This window comes from Ferrovibrio terrae, assembly GCF_943371255.1.
In the GTDB taxonomy this organism is placed as follows: domain Bacteria; phylum Pseudomonadota; class Alphaproteobacteria; order Ferrovibrionales; family Ferrovibrionaceae; genus Ferrovibrio; species Ferrovibrio terrae_B.
Genome location: NZ_CALRUC010000033.1, coordinates 18584 through 37270 on the forward strand (window position 1 = coordinate 18584; position 18687 = coordinate 37270).

19 protein-coding genes and 1 pseudogene are annotated in these 18687 nt (G+C 63.7%); 8 read left to right on the top strand and 12 right to left on the bottom strand.

Annotated features, from left to right (window positions below):
• Window positions 1–9: 9 nt before the first annotated feature.
• The 4 genes from AAG799_RS09400 to meaB all read right to left on the bottom strand — a co-directional run bounded on the left by AAG799_RS09400 (window position 10) and on the right by meaB (window position 4624).
• Window positions 10–1194, bottom strand: a complete 1185-nt coding sequence (locus tag AAG799_RS09400; RefSeq protein WP_341895568.1) for an acetyl-CoA C-acyltransferase — start codon at window positions 1192–1194, stop codon at window positions 10–12.
• A gap of 100 nt (window positions 1195–1294) precedes the next feature.
• A complete protein-coding gene (locus AAG799_RS09405) occupies window positions 1295–2446 on the bottom strand; it encodes an acyl-CoA dehydrogenase family protein (protein WP_341895569.1) in 1152 nt (383 codons plus the stop codon).
• 23 nt (window positions 2447–2469) lie between these two features.
• A complete protein-coding gene (locus AAG799_RS09410) occupies window positions 2470–3639 on the bottom strand; it encodes a pyridoxal phosphate-dependent aminotransferase (RefSeq protein ID WP_341895570.1) in 1170 nt (389 codons plus the stop codon).
• A 10-nt stretch (window positions 3640–3649) separates the two neighbouring features.
• Window positions 3650–4624 carry a methylmalonyl Co-A mutase-associated GTPase MeaB gene (gene meaB / locus AAG799_RS09415; protein ID WP_341895571.1) on the bottom strand — a complete coding sequence of 325 codons (975 nt, stop codon included), beginning with the start codon at window positions 4622–4624 and terminating at the stop codon, window positions 3650–3652.
• A 59-nt stretch (window positions 4625–4683) separates the two neighbouring features.
• Between meaB and AAG799_RS09420 the strand changes: the two genes are divergently transcribed.
• Window positions 4684–5484 (top strand): ABC transporter permease, encoded by an 801-nt coding sequence (locus AAG799_RS09420; protein ID WP_341895572.1) that lies wholly within the window; start codon window positions 4684–4686, stop codon window positions 5482–5484.
• Window positions 5485–5674: 190 nt separating this feature from the next.
• Here AAG799_RS09420 and AAG799_RS09425 read toward each other — a convergent pair whose 3' ends face one another.
• The 4 genes from AAG799_RS09425 to dctP all read right to left on the bottom strand — a co-directional run bounded on the left by AAG799_RS09425 (window position 5675) and on the right by dctP (window position 9077).
• Window positions 5675–6157 (bottom strand): type II 3-dehydroquinate dehydratase, encoded by a 483-nt coding sequence (locus AAG799_RS09425; protein WP_341895573.1) that lies wholly within the window; start codon window positions 6155–6157, stop codon window positions 5675–5677.
• A 26-nt stretch (window positions 6158–6183) separates the two neighbouring features.
• On the bottom strand, window positions 6184–7485 hold the full coding sequence (locus AAG799_RS09430; RefSeq protein ID WP_341895574.1) for a TRAP transporter large permease: 1302 nt from the start codon (window positions 7483–7485) through the stop codon (window positions 6184–6186).
• Window positions 7486–7498: 13 nt separating this feature from the next.
• Complete coding sequence (locus tag AAG799_RS09435; protein WP_341895575.1) at window positions 7499–8014, bottom strand: TRAP transporter small permease subunit; 516 nt, start codon at window positions 8012–8014, stop codon at window positions 7499–7501.
• Between the two features lie 70 nt (window positions 8015–8084).
• Window positions 8085–9077 carry a TRAP transporter substrate-binding protein DctP gene (gene dctP / locus AAG799_RS09440; RefSeq protein WP_341895576.1) on the bottom strand — a complete coding sequence of 331 codons (993 nt, stop codon included), beginning with the start codon at window positions 9075–9077 and terminating at the stop codon, window positions 8085–8087.
• 249 nt (window positions 9078–9326) lie between these two features.
• Between dctP and AAG799_RS09445 the strand changes: the two genes are divergently transcribed.
• Complete coding sequence (locus AAG799_RS09445) at window positions 9327–9998, top strand: GntR family transcriptional regulator (protein ID WP_341895577.1); 672 nt, start codon at window positions 9327–9329, stop codon at window positions 9996–9998.
• On the opposite strand, the gene AAG799_RS09450 is transcribed toward AAG799_RS09445, so the two are convergent.
• Both AAG799_RS09450 and AAG799_RS09455 read right to left on the bottom strand, forming a co-directional pair.
• A complete protein-coding gene (locus AAG799_RS09450) occupies window positions 9995–10456 on the bottom strand; it encodes a thioesterase family protein (RefSeq protein WP_341895578.1) in 462 nt (153 codons plus the stop codon). The two genes, AAG799_RS09445 and AAG799_RS09450, sit on opposite strands and share 4 nt — an antisense overlap.
• Window positions 10453–11619: an iron-containing alcohol dehydrogenase gene (locus tag AAG799_RS09455; protein WP_341895579.1), complete on the bottom strand. Its 1167-nt coding sequence runs from the start codon at window positions 11617–11619 to the stop codon at window positions 10453–10455. The genes AAG799_RS09450 and AAG799_RS09455 overlap by 4 nt, the downstream gene beginning before the upstream one ends.
• 291 nt (window positions 11620–11910) lie before the next feature.
• Here AAG799_RS09455 and AAG799_RS09460 point away from each other — a divergent pair, with 291 nt between their 5' ends.
• The 6 genes from AAG799_RS09460 to AAG799_RS09485 all read left to right on the top strand — a co-directional run bounded on the left by AAG799_RS09460 (window position 11911) and on the right by AAG799_RS09485 (window position 17974).
• The gene (locus AAG799_RS09460; RefSeq protein ID WP_341895580.1) at window positions 11911–13098 is read left to right on the top strand and encodes an aspartate aminotransferase family protein; all 1188 of its coding nucleotides are present in this window, start codon (window positions 11911–11913) and stop codon (window positions 13096–13098) included.
• Complete coding sequence (argF, locus tag AAG799_RS09465) at window positions 13095–14030, top strand: ornithine carbamoyltransferase (RefSeq protein ID WP_341895581.1); 936 nt, start codon at window positions 13095–13097, stop codon at window positions 14028–14030. The genes AAG799_RS09460 and argF overlap by 4 nt, the downstream gene beginning before the upstream one ends.
• Before the next feature lie 19 nt (window positions 14031–14049).
• Window positions 14050–14973: an Hsp33 family molecular chaperone gene (locus tag AAG799_RS09470; protein WP_341895582.1), complete on the top strand. Its 924-nt coding sequence runs from the start codon at window positions 14050–14052 to the stop codon at window positions 14971–14973.
• Window positions 14974–15136: 163 nt separating this feature from the next.
• Window positions 15137–15730, top strand: a complete 594-nt coding sequence (locus tag AAG799_RS09475) for a hypothetical protein (protein ID WP_341895583.1) — start codon at window positions 15137–15139, stop codon at window positions 15728–15730.
• A gap of 183 nt (window positions 15731–15913) precedes the next feature.
• Window positions 15914–16906, top strand: a complete 993-nt coding sequence (locus tag AAG799_RS09480; RefSeq protein WP_341895584.1) for a D-glycerate dehydrogenase — start codon at window positions 15914–15916, stop codon at window positions 16904–16906.
• 135 nt (window positions 16907–17041) lie between these two features.
• A complete protein-coding gene (locus AAG799_RS09485; protein ID WP_341895585.1) occupies window positions 17042–17974 on the top strand; it encodes a pentapeptide repeat-containing protein in 933 nt (310 codons plus the stop codon).
• Window positions 17975–17987: 13 nt separating this feature from the next.
• Here AAG799_RS09485 and AAG799_RS09490 read toward each other — a convergent pair whose 3' ends face one another.
• A complete protein-coding gene (locus AAG799_RS09490; protein ID WP_341895586.1) occupies window positions 17988–18449 on the bottom strand; it encodes a hypothetical protein in 462 nt (153 codons plus the stop codon).
• 40 nt (window positions 18450–18489) lie between these two features.
• Window positions 18490–18687 (bottom strand): annotated as a pseudogene (locus AAG799_RS09495) (hypothetical protein); the annotation flags it as partial.

Below are 18687 nucleotides of genomic sequence, written 5' to 3' on the forward strand. Positions count from 1 at the left end.
CTCGCAGCTTTAAGCCACCTCAAACAGGCCGGCGCCACCCTGGCCGCCGCCGATGCACATGGTCACCACCACATACTTGGCGCCCCTGCGCTTGCCCTCGATCAGGGCATGGCCGGTCATGCGCGCGCCCGACATGCCATAGGGATGGCCGATGGAAATCGCACCGCCATTCACGTTCAGCAGCTCGTTCGGGATGCCGAGCTTGTCGCGGCAATACAGCACCTGCACGGCAAAGGCCTCGTTCAGCTCCCACAGGCCGATATCATCCATCTTGAGGCCAAAGCGCTGCAGCAGCTTCGGCACGGCATAAACCGGACCGATGCCCATCTCGTCGGGCTCGCAGCCGGCCACCGCCATGCCGCGATAGATGCCAAGCGGCTGCAGGCCCTTCTTCTCGGCCAGCTTGGCGTCCATCACCACGCAGGCCGAGGCACCATCGGAAAGCTGGCTGGCATTGCCCGCCGTAATGACCTTGCCCGGGCCGCGCACCGGCTGCAGGCCGGCCAGGCCTTCCAGCTTGGTATCGGCGCGGTTGCCCTCGTCCTTGGTCAGCGTGACATCCTTGTAGGAGACTTCCTTGGTCTCCTTGTCGACCACCGCCATCTTGCTCGGCATGGCAACGATCTCGGCATCGAACTTGCCGGCCGCCTGGCCGGCAGCGGTGCGCTTCTGGCTTTCCAGCGCGTATTCGTCCTGCACCTCGCGGCTGATGCCATAGCGCTTGGCCACCGTCTCGGCGGTGTCGATCATCGCCATGTAGATGTCGGGCTTGTTTTTCATCAGCCATTCATCGCGGGCGCGGAAGGTGTTCATATGCTCGTTCTGCACCAGCGAGATCGATTCCAGACCGCCGCCGACCACGATGGGCACGTTGTCATGGATCACCTGCTTGGCCGCCGTGGCAATCGCCATCAGGCCCGAGCCGCACTGGCGATCGACGCTCATGCCGGCCACCGAAACCGGCAGGCCGGCGGCGATGGCGGCATGGCGTGCAATATTGCCGCCGGTGGAGCCCTGCTGCAGAGCCGCACCCATGATGACATCATCGACTTCCGCACCCTCGATGCCGGCGCGCTTCACCGCTTCGCGGATTGCGTGGGCGCCGAGCGTGGCTGCATCGGTGTTGTTGAAGGCGCCGCGATAAGCCTTGCCGATCGGCGTGCGGGCAGTGGAAACGATGACGGCTTCGCGCATTTTATCCTCCCAGGACTTGGCCATAAGCATTCTTGGGCCGAACGCTAGCGCCAATCTTTTCGCAGCGCAAACCTTACGCTACGGCAGCTTTACGCGCGCGTTAGCTGATCGGCCAGCGTTTGGCGATTTCTTCCAGCATCACCTCGGTGGCGCCACCACCGATGGGGTGGATGCGAGCATCGCGCGCCATACGCTCGATCTCGGAATCGCGCAGGTAACCGGCACCGCCATGGAACTGCAGGCAGTCGTAGGTGACCGCATTGACCAGCTCGCCGCACAGTGCCTTGACCATCGACACCTCGCGTACGGCATCGCGACCTTCGCCCACCAGCCAGGCCGCATGATAGACCAGTTGCCGTGCCGCCTCGACGCGCGCCTCCAGCATGGCGAGCCGCTGACGGATCACCTGCTTGTCGGCCAGCACGCCGCCGAAAGCCTTGCGGGTTGTCACATACTGCCGGGTGATCTCCAGCGCGCGGCGGCATTCGCCCACCGCCATGGCCCCCAGCACCAGACGCTCGTTCTGGAAGTTGCGCATGATGGCATAGAAGCCGCGGTTCTCCTCGCCCAGCCGGTTCTCGACCGGCACGCGGCAATTGTCGAACACCAGCTCGGCGGTATCGGAGCAGAGCCAACCATGCTTGCGCAAACTGCGCCCGACGCTGAAACCCGGTGTACCCTTCTCGACGGCGAAGATCGAGATGGCGCGTGATCCCTTGGCATCGGGATCGGTCTTGGCGGCGACGAAATACAGATCGGCATGCACGCCATTGGTGATGAACATCTTGGCGCCGTTCAGCACGTAAGCATCGCCGTCACGTTTTGCCCGGGTACGGATCGCCGCCACATCAGAGCCCGCATCGGGTTCGGTGACCGCGACCGCCGTAATCAGCTCGCCGGCGATGACTTTCGCGAACCAGCGATCCAGCTGTGCCTGGTTGCCGGCATGGGCGAGATGCGGCGAGGCCATGTCGGTATGCACCAGCACGGTGGCGGAAAAGCCGCCAAAGCCCGAGAGGCCACATTCCTCGGCCAGGATGGCGGCGGCGACCGGCGCCTGCTCGCTGCCGCCATAGGCTTCCGGATAGCGGATGCCGAAGAAGCCGAGCGCGCCCATCCTGCGCAGGACATCGCGCGGCACCATGCCCTGCTCTTCCCACCGGGCGCCATGCGGACGCACCTCGTTGTCGACGAAGCGGGCGATCTGTTCACGCAGGGCTGCGTGATCGTCGCTCTCGTAGATCGTCCGCATTCGTTTCCTCCACGGTGTTTTTCTTATTTTAACTGCGGTACCAGGCGTTCGAGCGCCTGCGACAGTTTCGGCAGCGAGGCGGCGTAACAAAGCCGGATGCGGCCCTCGCCGGCCGGGCCGAAGGCGATGCCCGGTGCCAGGCCAACGGCAGTGTTGCGCGCCAGATCGATGCAGGTGTTCAGGCTGTCGGTCATGCCATCCAGCGCGAAGAAGGCATAGAAGGCGCCTTCGGGCTTGGCCAGCCGCACACGCGGCAGCGGCGCCAGCGCCTGATACACCATGTCGGCAGCGCGACTGTAGCGCTCGACCAGGCCTTCGATATAGCTGTCGCCCTCGTTCAGCGCCGAAACGCCACCCCACTGCACGAAGGTGGTGGGATGCGAGATGTTGAACTCGGTCATCTTCTCGACGGCGGTACACAGCCGCGGCGGCGCTACGATCCAGCCGAGCCGCCAGCCGGTCATCGACCAGCTTTTCGAGAATGAATTGACGATCACCACCGGATCTTCCGGCTGCGCCAGCGTGTAGTAGCTCGGCGCATGCTTGGCGCCGCCATAGATGATGCGGCCATAGACCTCGTCCGACAGGATCCAGATGCCGCGCTTGCGGGCAAACTCCAGGATCGCCATCAGCTCGGCTTCGCTGGCCACCCAGCCGGTCGGATTGCCCGGACTGTTGATCATGATCAGCTTGGTGGTCTCGTCGCAGGCATCGAAAAGCTCATCGAGATCGAGCTTCCAGCGGCCATCCTCCTGCGCCTTCAGGAAGACATCGCGCGGCTCGCCGCCCATCGCCTTGATCGCCGAACGGCCGTTGGGCCAGATCGGGCCCAGTACCACGGCGCTGTCGCCGGGTTCGATCAGGCACTGGATGGTGATCATGATGGCGTTCATGCCCGAGGCGGTGACCACCATGCGGTCGGAACCGATCTCGGCGCCGTAGCCGCGCTTCAGATAGTCGCTGATCGCCTGCAGCAGCGGCGCGATGCCGCGATTGGCGGCATAAAAGGTCTCGCCCTTGTCCAGTGCAGCAATGGCGCCCTTGCGCACGAATTCCGGCGTCGGCTCGTCGCCTTCGCCGAACCACAGCTTGATGATGTCGGGGATATCGGCCGAGGCGCGGGTGACAACACGAATGCGGGAACCGGGCAGATCGAGAATGGACTGGCAGATACGGGCGTCGAGCATGGTCATAGAAATAGAATCACTTCTCTTTGGGCAGGTTGGAAACCAGGAGGTCGATGATCTGGAAGGAGGCAGCCTCGATATCGAGCTTGCCGGACAGCACACCATCGGCCAGCGCGTCGAGCCGGTCGATTGGCAGATCGCTCAGGCCCCGACGCAGGCGGTCGAGCACCAGATTCTGCAGCAGGCGCCGGGTGCGGGCGCGCGGATCTGGCCGCTTGCGCCGGCCGATGGCAAGAATGGCATCGGCCAGCTCCGGCACGCCCTGCCCGGCCATGGCGCTGGTCTGCAGCACCGGCACCGGGCCGCCGCCGCGCTGCGATGACATGGCGGCCAACTGGCGCGCGGAACGTTCGGCATAGGGCAGGTCGGATTTGTTCACCACCAGCACATCGGCGATTTCGAGGATACCGGCCTTGATCGCCTGGATGTCGTCGCCCAGCCCGGGCGCGTTCACCACCACGCGCACATCGGCGATCTCAGCGATCTCGACTTCCGACTGGCCGGTGCCGACGGTTTCCACCACCACGACATCGCGGCCCGAGGCATCGAACACATCGATCACGCGTGCAGTGGTACGCGACAGGCCGCCGAGATGGCCTCGGCTGGCGAGCGAGCGGATAAATACGCCGGCGTCGGTGGCATGCTGGCTCATGCGGATGCGGTCGCCCAGGATGGCGCCGCCGGTGAGCGGGCTGGAAGGATCGACGGCGACGACGCCGACGCTCTGGGCCCGTTTGCGCAGTTCGGCGACATAGGCCGAGACCAGGGTGGACTTGCCCGCGCCGGGCGCGCCGGTGAAGCCGACCACCAGAGCGCGGCCAAGCCGGCCGCGGATCGCCTGCAGCACCAGCCGGGCCTCGTCGGTCTCGTTTTCCACCGCGGTGATGGCGCGGGCCAGTGCCGCCCGGTCACCGGCCAGCAGCGCCGGCAGCCAGTCCGGAATGGCCTCTGGCCCAGCCTCTGACGTGGCGGATTCGGCATGCTTTTGCATCGCTGCACCATACGCGCTATGTAGACGTCCGAAAAGCAGCCTCGAGGTTCGTCCGCATCATGCCGGCCCCCATCCTTGCTCCCCGTGAATACGGCCTGGTCAACTGGCTCGGCCTGTGGACGCTGTATGTCAAGGAAGTGCAACGCTTCCTCAAGGTGATCACGCAGACGGTGCTGGCGCCGATGGTGACCACCCTGCTGTTCTTCGCCGTTTTCGCGCTGGCGCTGGGCGGCGCCGTACGCCATATCGCCGGGCTGCCGTTTGTCGATTTCCTGGCGCCCGGCCTGATCATGATGGCGACCACGCAGAACGCGTTTGCCAATACCTCCTCCTCGATCATGATCTCCAAGGTGCAGGGCAATATCGTCGACGTGCTGATGCCGCCGATCAGCCCCGGCGAACTGCTGGTCGCCTATGCGCTCGCCGGGGTGACCCGCGGCCTGATGGTGGCACTGGCGGTGGCGCTGGCGATCTGGCCGTTTGCCGCCATCCACCTGTATGACGCAGCGGCGGCGCTGTATTTCGTGCTGGCCGGCTCGCTGATCCTCAGCCTGATCGGCATTATCGCCGGCCTGTGGAGCCAGAAATTCGACCATATGGCGGCGGTGACCAACTTCATCGTCACACCGCTCGCGTTTCTCTCCGGTACGTTTTACTCGGTACAGGCATTGCCGCCCTTCTGGTATGCCGCCGCCCATGCCAACCCGTTCTTCTTCATGATCGACGGCTTCCGCTACGGCCTGACCGGGCATACCGATGGCGACGTGGTGCTGGGCGCCAGCGTGCTGGGCCTGGTGGCCGTGGGGCTGTGGGCGCTGTGCTACCTGCTGCTGCGCCGGGGCTATCGCCTGCGACCGTAAGCGCTTCGTTCAGGCCCGTTCGGGTTCGTACAGGTTCCCTGGGGTTCGTTGAGGTCCGCTGAGGTCCGCTGAGGTTCGTTCGGGTTCGTTGAGGTTCGTTCGGGTTCGCGCCCTACGGACACCGTAACCACCACTGCCACTTCACGGCAGTAATATAGAACATATAGAATACATTAATTAGGAATATTTGTCAAACCGGGCCAACGCGCAGCGGCTGCGGCAGGCTGTCGGGCAGCGCGTCCAGCATGCGGGCCACGCATTGCAGGGACACGACATAGCCATAGGCGCCGAGGCCGCAGATCACCGCGCGCACCGCGGATGACATCTTGGAATGCTGGTAGGTGGCTTCGCGGGCATGGATGTTGGAAATATGCAGCTCGATGATCGGGCCCTCGAACATCTTCAGCGCATCGAGGATAGCGATGGAATAGAAGCTGAAGCCGGCCGGATTGATGATGATGGCATCGGCCTCCTGGCGGGCGACATGAATCCAGTCGACCATCTGGCCTTCCCAGTTGGTCTGGTGGAAAGCCAGCGTCGCGCCGATGGAATCGGTGAACTCGCGGCAGCTTTTCTCAATGGCAGCGAGCGTCACCGAGCCATAGATCTTCGGCTCGCGCACGCCCAGCAGATTGAGATTGGGGCCGTTCAGGATCATCACGCGCATCGCCATCGTATTCCCTCGACTCTTTATTAAAATCAGCCCTTGTAGCCCATCAGCTTGGGCAGCCAGAGCACGGTTTCCGGCACGAAGGCGATCAGCGCCAATGCCACGATCATCGCCCACAGGAATGGCAGGGTATCGCGCACGATGGGGCCGAGCGGCGTACCGGAAATCTTGGCAACGATGAACAGCAGCAGGCCATAGGGTGGCGTGATCAGGCCGATCATGATGTTGACCACGACCACCACGCCGAAATGCACCAGATCGATACCGAGCGCCTGGGCGGTGGGAATGAAGATCGGCACCACCACCAGCAGAATGGTGCTGCCTTCCAGCAGGCAGCCCAGCACCAGCAGAATCACATTGACCAGCAGCATGAAGGTGGTGGGCGTGAGGTCGAAACCGCCGAGCAGCACGCGCACGGTCTCGGGGATATTCTCGATCGTGATGACGTAATTGAAGGCCAGCGCCCCGGCAATCAGCATGCCGATCGAGGCGGTGGAACGCGCGCTGGTCAGCGCGGCCTGATAGGTGTTGCGGACGGTGATGCTGCGATACAGCACGGCCGAGACCAGGAAGGCATAGGCTGCCGCTACGGCGGCGGCCTCGGTGGGCGTCATCACGCCGCTGTAAATGCCGCCCAGCAGGATCACCGGCATCAGCAGGGCCGGCAGCGCCTCCAGCGTGACGCCGGGCAGTTCGCGCAGGCCGATGCCCTTCTCGACCGGGAAGTTATGCTTGTGCGCCATGTAGCTGTTGATGCCCATCTGGGCAAAGCCCATCAGCAGGCCTGGGACCACGCCGCCGAGGAACAGATAGCCGATCGAGGCATCGGAGATCAGGGCATAGAGCACCATGGGGATCGACGGCGGAATGATCGGGCCGATCACGGCCGAAACGGCGGTGATCGCCGCCGCATAGCTGACCGGATAGCGGCCGTCCTTTGTCATCATGGCGATGGCGACGCGGCCGGTGCCGGCCGCATCGGCAATCGCCGAACCCGACATGCCGGCGAAGATGATGCTCTGCACGATGTTGATATGCCCCATGCCGCCGCGGAAGCGGCCGACCAGCATGTCGCAGAAGCGCGTCAGTCGGTCGGTCATGCTGCCCATGTTCATCAGCTCGGCGGCAAACAGGAACAGCGGCACGGCCAGCAGCACATAACTGTTATACAGGCCGTTCAGGAGCTGCTCGGCCGCCGTACCCATATCCTGACCGACCATGAACAGGTAGAGGATCGAGCTGGCGATCATGGCGTGACCAATCGGCAGGCCGAACAGCGACAGCAGCGACAGCGTCCACAGCGTGATCGAGAAGGGGCTGGCGAAATTCACAGGCTGACTCCAGTCACAGGGCTGCTCCCGGCTTGGTCGGATCAATATCAGGAACATCGCCACGGATGGCGCGCCAGGTGAGCCAGACATACCGAAGGATCACGCCGACGGCGAACAGCACATAAATGCTGAACAGCCAGTCGAAACGGATCTTGAGAAAGGCCGAGCGCTCCACCTTCATGAAGGTGACATAATCGGTCACGGCCGGCAGCGCGACCGTATAAAGCACCACAAGGGCAACGCCGGTGGCGATGGTGAAAATGCGGCGCGCGCGGTCGCTCACCGCGCTGTAGAGAATGTCGAAGCGGATTTCATCATCCTCGCGCAGCACGAAGGCCGCGCCCCAGAGCACGCCCCAGAGCCAGGCCAGAATGCAGACTTCGGTGGTCCAGCCGACAGGCCAGTTGAAGACATAGCGGGCAATAATCTGGAAGATGAAGGCGAGGAACATCGCCACCAGCAGCGCGGCGGCCACATTCTCGGCGCGCTGGCGCAGCCAGTTGGCCGTCTGCGCTGAAAACAGCTTCATACCATCCCCCACTCATGCAGCGGCCGGCTGCTTGCGCAGCCGGCCGATACCATACTGTTCCTGATGCGGCTTACTTCACCGCGTTGATGCGCTCGAGCATACCCTTCGGCCAATCCTTGGCGAAGGCCGATTCCTGATACTTCTTCTGCGCATTGGCGCGGAAGGCGGCGACATCGGGGGCATAGACCTGCAGGCCCTGCGACTTGAAATAAGCCACCAGTTCCTTTTCCTGGTCGACATGCTTGGCGGTGCTCCAGTCGATCGCCTTGTCGGCGGCGGCCTGGAAGGCAGCCTGCTTGGCGGCCGGCATGGCATCCCAGATCTTGGCCGAGACCGACAGCAGGTCATAGCCGACCAGATGGTCGGTCAGCACGAACTGCGTGGTCACTTCATGGAACTTCATCACGCGGCTGTTGGGCAGCGGATTGTCCTGACCGTCGATGGCACCGGATTGCAGCGAGGTATAGACCTCGGCAAAGGCCACCGGCGTCGGGTTGGCACCCATCGCCTCGCCCAGCAGCTGCCAGACCTCGCCCGGCGGCATGCGCAGCTTGATGCCGGCCATATCGGCCGGTGTGGTGATCTTCTTGTTCGGCTTCAGATTGACCTGGCGGGTGCCGAAATAGACCGGCCCGAGGATCTGCACGCCGAGTTGGTCGCGCGCCAGCTTGTTCATCTCCTTGCCGACATCGCCCTTGAAGGTCTTGCGCAGGTGGTCGGCGTCGCGGAACAGGTAGGCGGCGGTCATGATCGACCAGGCGGGAATCTGCTTGGAGATATCCTGCGGCGGCAGGATCGCCATTTCCAGGTTGTTGCGCTGCATGGCCACCAGCTCGGTGCCCTGCTTGAACAGCGTGCCGTTGAAGAACGGCTCGAAATCGAAGTCGTTCTTGATATCGGCGGCGAACATCTTGATCGCCTCGGCGCGGATATCCTGTTCGGAGATCACGGCGGAAAAGCGCAGCTTCGGCTTGCTCTGCGCCATGGCGGCATGGCCGGCGCCGATCGCCAGGGCCGCGCCGGCAAGCGCGGCTGTGAGACTGCGGATAACGGAAATGCGCATGGTGGTGTCCTCCCAGGACGTTTCTGCCCGTGACCTTTGCTTGGTCCGGTGTCGCAGACAGTTATCCGTCCCGATCAACCGGAATCAATAGGTAAATTGATTTTCATATGATATTTCTATATTTGTATGATAGATGAACAAGTCATTCAAATCCTTGTAAATGAATGACTTTCTACTGATTGCATTGAATATCTGCCGGTTTTCCGCCAGCCTTCTCCACGATTCCGGCTTCCCAGCACGAGTCCAGCCATGCTCCACCAGCCCCTTCTGCCCGAGACCGCGGGCGAAAAAGCCTACCGGCAGATCCGCGGCGACATCCTGTTCGGCCGACTCGCTCCGGCGCAGAAGCTGAAGCTGGAAAAGCTGAAGGACGACTACGGCGCCAGCGTCAGCACGCTGCGCGAATTGCTGAACCGCCTGTCATCGGAAGGCTTGGTGGTGGCCGAGGGCCAGCGCGGCTTCGAGGTGGCGCCGGTCTCGGCCGCGAACATGCAGGAGGTGGCGGCGCTGCGGCTGCTGCTGGAGGGCCATGCGATGCGGCAGTCCTTTGCCGCCGGCGACATGGAATGGGAAGGCCGCGTGGTCTCGGCCCATCACAAGCTCACCCTGATGGAAAAGCGCATGCTGGCGGGCGACCGCGGCGATCCGGAAACCTGGAAACGCTATGACTGGGAATTCCACCATGCGCTGATCTCGGCCTGCGGCTCAAAGACGCTGCTGGAGACCCATGCCGCGATCTACGACAAATACCTGCGCTACCAGATGATCGCCGTGGTGTTCCGCGGCCAGCTGGCCGCCGACGAGCATGAACGGCTGCTGGACTGCGCGCTGCGGCGCGATGCCGAGCGCGCGGAACAGATCCTGCGCATCCATATCGACAGCTGCGTGGAGCACACGCTCAAGGGCGGCCTGATCCGCTAGGCGACCAGCAGCTTTTCCAGCGCGGTGCGGATTTTCGCCGGGATCGGCACCGGTTTCTGCACGCCGCGTTCGACAAACACATGCACGAAATGCCCGGTGGCGGCGGGATGCGGCTCGCCCTGCCGGAACAGCGCGATCTCATGGCGGGCCGAGGAATTGCCCAGCTTCACCGTGCGCAGCCAGCCTTCCACCGTTTCGGGATAGTTCAGCGACTGGTGGAAGCGGCAGCCGCTTTCCACCAGCAGGCCGATGATCTTGTCGTTGACCATGTCGAGGCCGCCGAAGCGGATCATGTAGTCATTCACCAGCGTGTCGAAATAGGCGTAATACTGCACGTTGTTGACATGCTGGTAGACGTCGATATCCGACAGCCGCGTCGGGATCAGCAGGCTGTGGCGGTAGTTGTCGCGCGTTTCTGTGCGCGGGTCTTTCGCATCGCTCACAGGATCGGTGCTCATAGGGCCTGCTCGTAGATTTTCAGGGCGTCGTCATAGGCTACATCACGCGGATTGTTGACCAGCAGGCGCTGCTGGTTCATCGCGTCTTTCGCCAGCATCGGCAGGTGATTGTGGCTGATGCCGACCTGGCGCAACTGCTTTTCCAGCTTCACATCGTCGATGATCGCTTCCAGTTCGGCCAGCAAGGCGCCGGCGCCTGCAGATGCAGTTGAGAAACTTTTACCAGGAAGAAGTATCGGCGCCAGTTCGGCATACTGCTCGGCTGCTTTCGGCACTTCGAGATTGAAGCGCAGCACATGGGGCAGCATCAGCGCATTCGACAGACCATGCGGCACATGGAAATGGCCGCCGACCGGATAGGCCAGCGCATGCACCGCCGCCACCGGCGCATTGGCAAAGGCCATGCCGGCCAGCATGGCGCCGAGCAGCATCTCGGAGCGCGCCGTGCGATCCTGCATGCCATCGGGCGAACACACCGTGCGGATGTTTTTCGACAGCAGCCGCAGGGCCTCGCGGCCCAGCGCATCCGACATCGCGTTTTTCTTGTGCTTGCTGGTATAGGCCTCGATGGCATGCACCATGGCGTCCACGCCGGTCGCCGCCGTGACAGCCCTTGGCAGCCCCAGGGTGAGATCGGCATCCAGCAGCGCGATATCGGGCAGCAGCAGCGGCGAGACCACGCCCTTCTTCTCAGATTCCCCTGTCGTGATGATGGCGATACCGGTGACTTCCGAGCCGGTGCCGGCCGTGGTGGGCACCTGGATCAGCGGCAGGCGTTTGCCGCGCGCATTGCCGACGCCGTAGATCTCGGACAGCGGCTGCGTGGCGACGGGCAGGAAGGCGACCAGCTTGGCGATATCCATCGACGAGCCGCCGCCGAAGCCGATCACGCCGTCGGCTTTAAAGTCCCTGGCCACCTGTACGGCCTCATGCACCAGCTTTTCCGGCGGGTCGGCCTCGGTGCGGTCGTAGATGGTCACCGCGATGCCGGCGGCCTTCAGGCTCTCCAGCCCGGCCTGGGGCAGGCCCAGTTTCATCACGCCGGGATCGGTGACCAGCACCACGCGGCTGGCGCCCAGTTCGGCCATCAGGGCGCCCAGTTTCGCGCTGGCGCCCGGTTCGCAATAGACCCGCCGCGTGGTCTCGAAGCTCAAGGTTGTCATGGCGGGTCTCCCGGTAATAGTTGAGTGTTTTCCTGACACTAGCCTGAGCCCCGGGCCCCGGCCAGCCCCGGAAGCGGCTGTCCCTGCGGCATGCGGGGGCCGGCTGGAATCCCCCGCCCGGCAACCCTCTGGCAACCAATGTCCCCCTACATTCGCTGAATTGACACAAGGCCTTATCGGCCCGTAGAGTCCGGCCTTACCGCCAGCCCGGCCGCGTAAAACCCGGGGCTGGCGTCATTGTTTTTCAGGCTCCGGATTGTCCGGCGCCGGTTTGACCCAAGGAGAGGTGTCGTGAGCGCAGCATTGATGTCGACCTACGCGAGGCAGGACCTTGCGTTCGAGCGGGGCGAGGGTTCCTACCTCTACACCGCTGACGGTCGACGTTATCTGGACTTCGGCTCCGGCATCGCCGTCACCGCGCTCGGCCACAGCCACCCCCATCTGGTGCAGGCGATCCAGGAGCAGGCGGCCAAGCTGTGGCATACCTCCAACCTGTTCCGCATCCCGGAGCAGGAGAAGCTGGCGCAGCGGCTGGTCGACAACTCCTTTGCCGACAAGGCCTTCTTCTGCAACTCGGGCGCCGAGGCCAATGAGGGCGCCGTGAAGGTGGCGCGCAAGTATTTCGCGTCGAAGGGCAAGCCGGAGAAATTCCGCATCATCACGTTTGAGGGCGCCTTCCATGGCCGCACGCTGGCCATGCTGGCGGCGACCAACAACGCCAAGTACCTGGAGGGCTTCGGCCCCAAGGTGGAAGGCTTCGACCAGGTCGCCTTCGACCTGAAAGCCGCCAAGGCCGCGATCACGCCGGAAACCGCCGCCTTCCTGATCGAGCCGATCCAGGGCGAGAGCGGCATCCGTTCCGTGCCGACCGAGATGCTGCGCGGCCTGCGCCAGCTCTGCGACGAAAACGACATGCTGCTGATCCTGGACGAGGTGCAGACCGGCATGGGTCGCACCGGCAAGCTGTTCGCCTATGAATGGTCGGGCATCACGCCGGATATCATGTCGCTGGCCAAGGGGCTGGGCGGCGGCTTCCCGGTCGGCGCCGTGCTGGCCACCAACGAGGCCTGCTCCGGGATCGTGCCCGGCACCCATGGCACCACCTTTGGCGGCAACATCCTGGCGATGACGGCCGGCAATGCCGTGCTGGACGTGATGCTGGAAGACGGCTTTTTCGATGGCGTGCAGAAGCGCAGCTCGTATTTCAAACAGCAGCTGGTGATGCTGAAGGACCGCTATCCCGACGTGATCGAGGATGTGCGCGGCCAGGGCTTCCTGCTGGCGGTGAAGTCCAAGCCGCTCAACACCGAGCTGCAGGCCGCCATGCGCGACGAGCATATCCTCGGCGTCACTGCCGGCGACAACACCGTGCGCCTGATTCCGCCGCTGACCACGCCGGAAAAGGATCTGGTGGAAGGCATCCGCCGGCTGGAGGCCGCCTGCCAGAAGCTGCAGGACAAGGCGAAAGTCGCGGCATGAACGGCAACGGAATCCGCCATTTCCTCGATCTCGACCAGTTCGCGCCGGATACCCTGCGCGGAATCCTGAGCCATGCCATGCGCATGAAGGCCGGTCGCAAGGGCATGCCCAAGGGCATGGTGGAAAAGGACCGGCCGGGCCGCGACCGGATTCTGGCGATGATCTTCGAGAAGCCGTCGACCCGCACGCGGCTGTCGTTCGACAGCGCCATGCGTCAGCTCGGCGGCGAGACCATCGTGGTGCGCGCCGACGAGCTGCAGATCGGCCGCGGCGAAAGCATCGCCGACACCGCCAAGATCCTGTCGGGCAATGTCGATGCCATCATGATGCGCACCAGCAAGGCGCAGAACCTGCGCGAGCTGGCGGCCAATGCGAGCGTGCCGGTGATCAACGGCCTGACCGATGACAGCCATCCCTGCCAGGTGATGGCCGATGTGATGACCTTTGAAGAAAAGCTCGGGCCGATCAAAGGCCAGAAGCTGGCCTGGGTTGGCGACGGCAACAACATGGCCACCTCGCTGATCCATGCCGCCGTGCAGTTCGGCTTCCGCCTCGACCTCGCCTGCCCGCCGGAACTGCAGCCCGATCCCAAGGTGCTGAAATGGGCAGCCGAGCGGCAGGGCCAGATCCGCGTCACCTCCGATCCGGTTGAAGCGGTGAAGGATGCCGCCTGCGTCATCACCGACACCTGGGTGTCGATGGGCATGAAAGACGCCGAGCGCCGCCACAAGATCCTGGCACCGTTCCAGGTCAATGCCGACCTGATGCGCCAGGCGGCGCCCAATGCCATCTTCATGCACTGCCTGCCCGCCCATCGCGGCGAGGAAGTGACCGCCGAGGTGATCGACGGGCCGCAGTCGGTGGTGTTCGACGAGGCGGAAAACCGCCTGCATGCCCAGAAGGCGATCCTGGCCTGGTGCTTCGGCTCCTGAGCGGCAGTATATTGTTCCCGTGAGTAGCGCCGCCCTTCACGACGACCTGTCGCTGCCATTCCAGATCGAGCAGTGCGATACGCGCGGCCGCCTGGTGCGGCTCGGCCCCTCGCTCGACCGCATGCTGGCGCGCCACGACTACCCCGAGCCGGTGTCGCATCTGCTGGCCGAAGCCACCGCGCTGGTCGCCACCATGGCGGCGGCGCTGAAATTCGACGGCATCTTTTCATTGCAGGCCAAGGGCGACGGACCGGTCTCGACCCTGGTGGCGGATTACCGCACGCCCGGCCATTTGCGCGCCTATGCGCGTTACGATGCCGAGCGGCTGGACGCGCTGGCGCTCGGCCCCGGCGCCACCGCCACCCTGGTGCCGCTGCTGCTCGGCGGCGGCTATCTCGCCTTCACCATCGACCCGCAGGGGCCGGATATGGAGCGCTACCAGGGTATCGTCGACCTGTCGGGCGCCACCCTGGCCGATGCCGCGCATGCCTATTTCGCCCAGTCCGAACAGCTGAATGCCCGCGTCGTGCTGGGCGCCGCCCATCGCAAGGGCGTCGACGGCCGCAAGCACTGGCGGGCCGGCGGCATCCTGCTGCAGCAGCTGCCACTGCAGGCCGGCGGCCTGTCGACGGAGGATAGAACCTTCGCGTGGGAAAAAGTGACCGCCCTGCTGGGCACCGCCAAGGCCGACGAGCTGAGCGATCCGGCGCTGGGCCATAACGAGCTGCTGTTCCGCCTGTTCCATGAGGACGGGGTGCGGGTGTTCGAGACCGGCGCCCTGACCGACCGCTGCACCTGCTCGCAGGACAAGGTGCGCGGCATCCTCTCGACCTTCAGTCCCGAGGAAATCACCGAGATGACGACCCCGGACGGGCTGATCAGCGTGACCTGCCAGTTCTGCAGCGACACCTACAGTTTCCCCCCCGACGCCGTGAAGGGCTGACGAAAGCGGCGCTGGAGCGTTTCTCTCTCAGGCCGGCCTTCATCCGCGCACTGCCGATCTTGCCATATCCTGGCAAAATCGGTCCTGCTGATGCCATCGCCGGGCCTTGAATTTGCCCCATTTCGCCGCCTATTAGGGGGCGGAAAACAAGGAGAAACGACCCATGCGCATCCGCCTTGCCTCTGTGCTTGCCGTTCTCGGCCTCTCGCTCGCCGTGGCCGCCTGCTCGACGCCGCTGGAAAAATCCATCCTGCCCGAGATCACCTTCGAGGGGCAGCCGAAGCTGACCTTCGCCGCCAGCTCGGTGGAAACCATCCTGGAATACCAGCCGACCGCGCAGCCGCCGCATATCGAACTGGCGATCCCGCAGCCGCCGGCCAGTGTGGCCACCCGCTGGACCCGCGACCGCATCGCGCTGGACAACAGCCAGCAGAACCGCGTCACCGTCGTGGTTAAAAAGGCCAGCGTCACCGAGATCGACCTGAAAAAGACCCCGGGCCTGCGCGGCAGCTTCACCGAGGACCAGGTCGCCCGCTTCGATACCGAGGTGGAAATGGCTGTGGAAGTGCGCGATGCCCGCGGCTTCCGCGTCGGCGAGGCGCAGGCCTCGGCGCGCCGCTCCAACTCGATCAGCGAAAAGGCCACGCTGAACGACCGCGACGGCCTGATCCACGCCCTGGTACGTGAGACCATGATGGACGTGAACCGCGAGCTGGAGCGCAATATCCGCCAGTATATGCCGCTTTACGTCCGGTAAGCCGGCGGGCCCTGACGCGACGGCCGTTCGTATGCGAACGGTGTGCCGCCCGGGGGCTGCGCCAGCCTGCCGCTAGGTCATTCTTTAGGCAGTTGTTTTCGACCCGGTCGAGGTTTGTCTCGGCCGGGTCGATCTGCTAGAGAGGGCCGAGAAATCTCCTGCCGGGAAGCGGAAACGTCTGCCATGCCAACGCCGAAAAAGCGCCCTCTGGTGATCGTGACCCGGAAGCTGCCGGATCCGATCGAAACCCGGATGATGGAGCTGTTCGATACCAGGCTGAATATCGCCGACAAGCCGCTCAGCCATGCCGAGCTGATCGACGCGGCGAAGACGGCCGATGTGCTGGTGCCCACCATCACCGACAAGATCGATGGCGCCGTGCTGGCCCATGCCAGCCCGAACTTCCGCCTGATCGCCAATTTCGGCACCGGTGTCGACCATATCGACCTGGCCGCTGCGCGCCAGCGCGGCATCACCGTGACCAACACGCCGGGCGTGCTGACCGAAGACACCGCCGACATGACCATGGCGCTGATCCTGGCCGTGCCGCGCCGCCTGGTGCAGGGCGCGCAGGCGCTGCGCGAGGGCAAGTTCGAAGGCTGGTCGCCGACCTGGATGCTGGGCCAGCGCATCTGGGGCAAGCGGCTGGGCATCATCGGCATGGGCCGTATCGGCCAGGCCGTCGCCCGCCGCGCCAAGGCTTTCGGCCTGTCGATCCACTATCACAACCGCAAGCGGGTGCATGAAAGCATCGAGCAGGAGCTGGAGGCGACCTACTGGGAAAGCCTCGACCAGATGCTGGCCCGCATGGACATCATCTCGGTGAACTGCCCGCATACCCCGGCCACCTTCCACCTGCTGTCGGCGCGCCGGCTCGACCTGCTGCCGCCGCATGCCTATGTGGTGAACACCGCGCGCGGCGAGATCATCGACGAAAACGCCCTGGTGCGGAAACTGCGCAAGGGCGAGATCGCCGGCGCCGGCCTGGACGTGTTCGAGCATGAACCGGCGGTGAACCCCAAGCTGCTGGAACTCAACAACGTGATCCTGCTGCCGCATATGGGCTCGGCCACCCTGGAAGGCCGCATCGACATGGGCGAGAAGGTTCTGATCAACATCAAGACCTTCGCCGATGGCCATGCCCCGCCGGACCGGGTGATCGCCGGGCTGCTATAGCCGAATCACGCCGGACGGGTCTTTTTCCGGCCGGTCTGCTCTACCGGAGCGGGCCGCGACCGGATATCTGGAAATTTCCATTCCCAGTTGCCGGGCGCCTGCGCCATACTCCGGGCCAACAGACAGCCGCCCCGGATGACCGCCATTAGCCTTTACGCGCCCTGCCCGCCCCGCTTCAGCGAGTTGCTGGAATCGCACAGCCGTTTTGTGTCCTCGCTCGGCAGCCAGGTGCCGATGGGCCGACGGCTGCAATGCGAGCGCATCGATTTCGGCGCCATCAAGCTGATGAAGCAGAACCTGCATCGCGCCTCGCTGCCGATGTGCAAGCTGAGCTGCGCCGACCTGCGCGAGAGCAACTTCGTCGAGGCCGAGATGATGGCCTGCGACATGAGTGCCGCCGACCTGACATCGGCGAATTTCGCCAAGGCCGATCTGCGCGGCGCCGACCTGAGCCGCGCGGTGCTGACCAATACCCGTTTCAACGATGCCCAGCTCGGGCCGTATCAGTCATCGCAGGATATCGCCAGCCAGGCGACCCGACTGCATTCCGCCAAGATCAAGGGCGCCAGCTTCTCGGGCGCCATGCTGAATGAAGCCGCTTTCGACAAGGCCAACCTGCAGGACACCAGTTTCGCCTATGCGCGGCTCGACAATGTGAGCTTCCGTGGCGCCGATCTGCGCGGCGCCAGTTTCGCCAAGGCCGATCTGGGCTCCGGCATGGCCGAGATGATCGAATCCGCCGGCGGCAAGGTGGACCGGCCGATGAGCATCGAGAATCTGGCCGAAGCCATCGCCCAGCATCTGGAATGGATTCACAGCGACGGGCGGCGCGGCAGCCGCGCCGTGCTGCGCGGCCTCAACATGGCCGGCGGGCGCTTTGTCGGCGCCGACCTGAGCGGCGCGGATTTGAGCGAGACCAACCTGGCCGGCGCAGATCTGAGCGGTGCCAAGCTGATCTGCACCGACCTGCGCGGCGCCAATCTGAGCCGCAGCGTGCTGGAGAAAACCGATTTCCGCGGCGCCATGCTGGACGGCGCCTTCGGCTTCATGCCGAGCGGGAGTTTGTGAGCCCCATTTTTATTTAGCGAATTGACGCTATGGCCTTAGCACCCTTCGGACGATCAGAAATATAAAGTAAATTCAAAATTCTATTCGCCTCCCCATCCGTTGGGAGAGGTTTAATTTTCTTAGCTAGCTCAAAAAGAATCTTGGGGCGGTCAGAAATATAAGCCAGTTCCAACACCTCTACCGCATCAGCGGGCGAGATGAACGCAACCGCGTCAATGTTATCCTTAACGATACTTGGAATATCAGAATTATAGGCATTCCGTACTAAACCCAAAATGCCGACACCCGAAATAACTCCAGTGACCCCATTTTCTATCGGTACGCTGTTTTGTGGTTTGTACGCTGTGTAAAGACCACCCAAACTAGCGACCAAAGCGATAGCTGGCTCGAAATCAGGACTAACACAGAACCAGCCAGCAGAAAGAACTGCTACAGCTAGCGTTACCCATTGAGAAGCCTTAGCTGGAAGCCTCATTGAGTATCACCTGTGGCTCTCCACTCGCCATTTCAGCGATCTACGCGATCGCCTTCAGCTCGTTGACGCCGCCGAGATCGACCGAGACGAGCGTGGAGACGCCGCGTTCGGCCATGGTGACACCGAACAGGCGGTCCATGCGTGCCATGGTGATCGGATGGTGGGTGACCACCACGAAGCGCGTGCCCTCGCCGATTGTCGAGGTCTGGCGCGCCATCGCTTCCATCAGGTTGCACAG

What these genes read in the sequence shown, in the direction of transcription:
- AAG799_RS09400 (WP_341895568.1), bottom strand. Translation starts at nt 1,194, where the DNA reads ATGCGCGAAGCCGTCATCGTTTCCACTGCCCGCACGCCGATCGGCAAG.
- AAG799_RS09405 (WP_341895569.1), bottom strand. Translation starts at nt 2,446, where the DNA reads ATGCGGACGATCTACGAGAGCGACGATCACGCAGCCCTGCGTGAACAG.
- AAG799_RS09410 (WP_341895570.1), bottom strand. Translation starts at nt 3,639, where the DNA reads ATGACCATGCTCGACGCCCGTATCTGCCAGTCCATTCTCGATCTGCCC.
- meaB (WP_341895571.1), bottom strand. Translation starts at nt 4,624, where the DNA reads ATGCAAAAGCATGCCGAATCCGCCACGTCAGAGGCTGGGCCAGAGGCC.
- AAG799_RS09420 (WP_341895572.1), top strand. Translation starts at nt 4,684, where the DNA reads ATGCCGGCCCCCATCCTTGCTCCCCGTGAATACGGCCTGGTCAACTGG.
- AAG799_RS09425 (WP_341895573.1), bottom strand. Translation starts at nt 6,157, where the DNA reads ATGGCGATGCGCGTGATGATCCTGAACGGCCCCAATCTCAATCTGCTG.
- AAG799_RS09435 (WP_341895575.1), bottom strand. Translation starts at nt 8,014, where the DNA reads ATGAAGCTGTTTTCAGCGCAGACGGCCAACTGGCTGCGCCAGCGCGCC.
- dctP (WP_341895576.1), bottom strand. Translation starts at nt 9,077, where the DNA reads ATGCGCATTTCCGTTATCCGCAGTCTCACAGCCGCGCTTGCCGGCGCG.
- AAG799_RS09445 (WP_341895577.1), top strand. Translation starts at nt 9,327, where the DNA reads ATGCTCCACCAGCCCCTTCTGCCCGAGACCGCGGGCGAAAAAGCCTAC.
- AAG799_RS09450 (WP_341895578.1), bottom strand. Translation starts at nt 10,456, where the DNA reads ATGAGCACCGATCCTGTGAGCGATGCGAAAGACCCGCGCACAGAAACG.
- AAG799_RS09455 (WP_341895579.1), bottom strand. Translation starts at nt 11,619, where the DNA reads ATGACAACCTTGAGCTTCGAGACCACGCGGCGGGTCTATTGCGAACCG.
- argF (WP_341895581.1), top strand. Translation starts at nt 13,095, where the DNA reads ATGAACGGCAACGGAATCCGCCATTTCCTCGATCTCGACCAGTTCGCG.
- AAG799_RS09475 (WP_341895583.1), top strand. Translation starts at nt 15,137, where the DNA reads ATGCGCATCCGCCTTGCCTCTGTGCTTGCCGTTCTCGGCCTCTCGCTC.
- AAG799_RS09480 (WP_341895584.1), top strand. Translation starts at nt 15,914, where the DNA reads ATGCCAACGCCGAAAAAGCGCCCTCTGGTGATCGTGACCCGGAAGCTG.
- AAG799_RS09485 (WP_341895585.1), top strand. Translation starts at nt 17,042, where the DNA reads ATGACCGCCATTAGCCTTTACGCGCCCTGCCCGCCCCGCTTCAGCGAG.
- AAG799_RS09490 (WP_341895586.1), bottom strand. Translation starts at nt 18,449, where the DNA reads ATGAGGCTTCCAGCTAAGGCTTCTCAATGGGTAACGCTAGCTGTAGCA.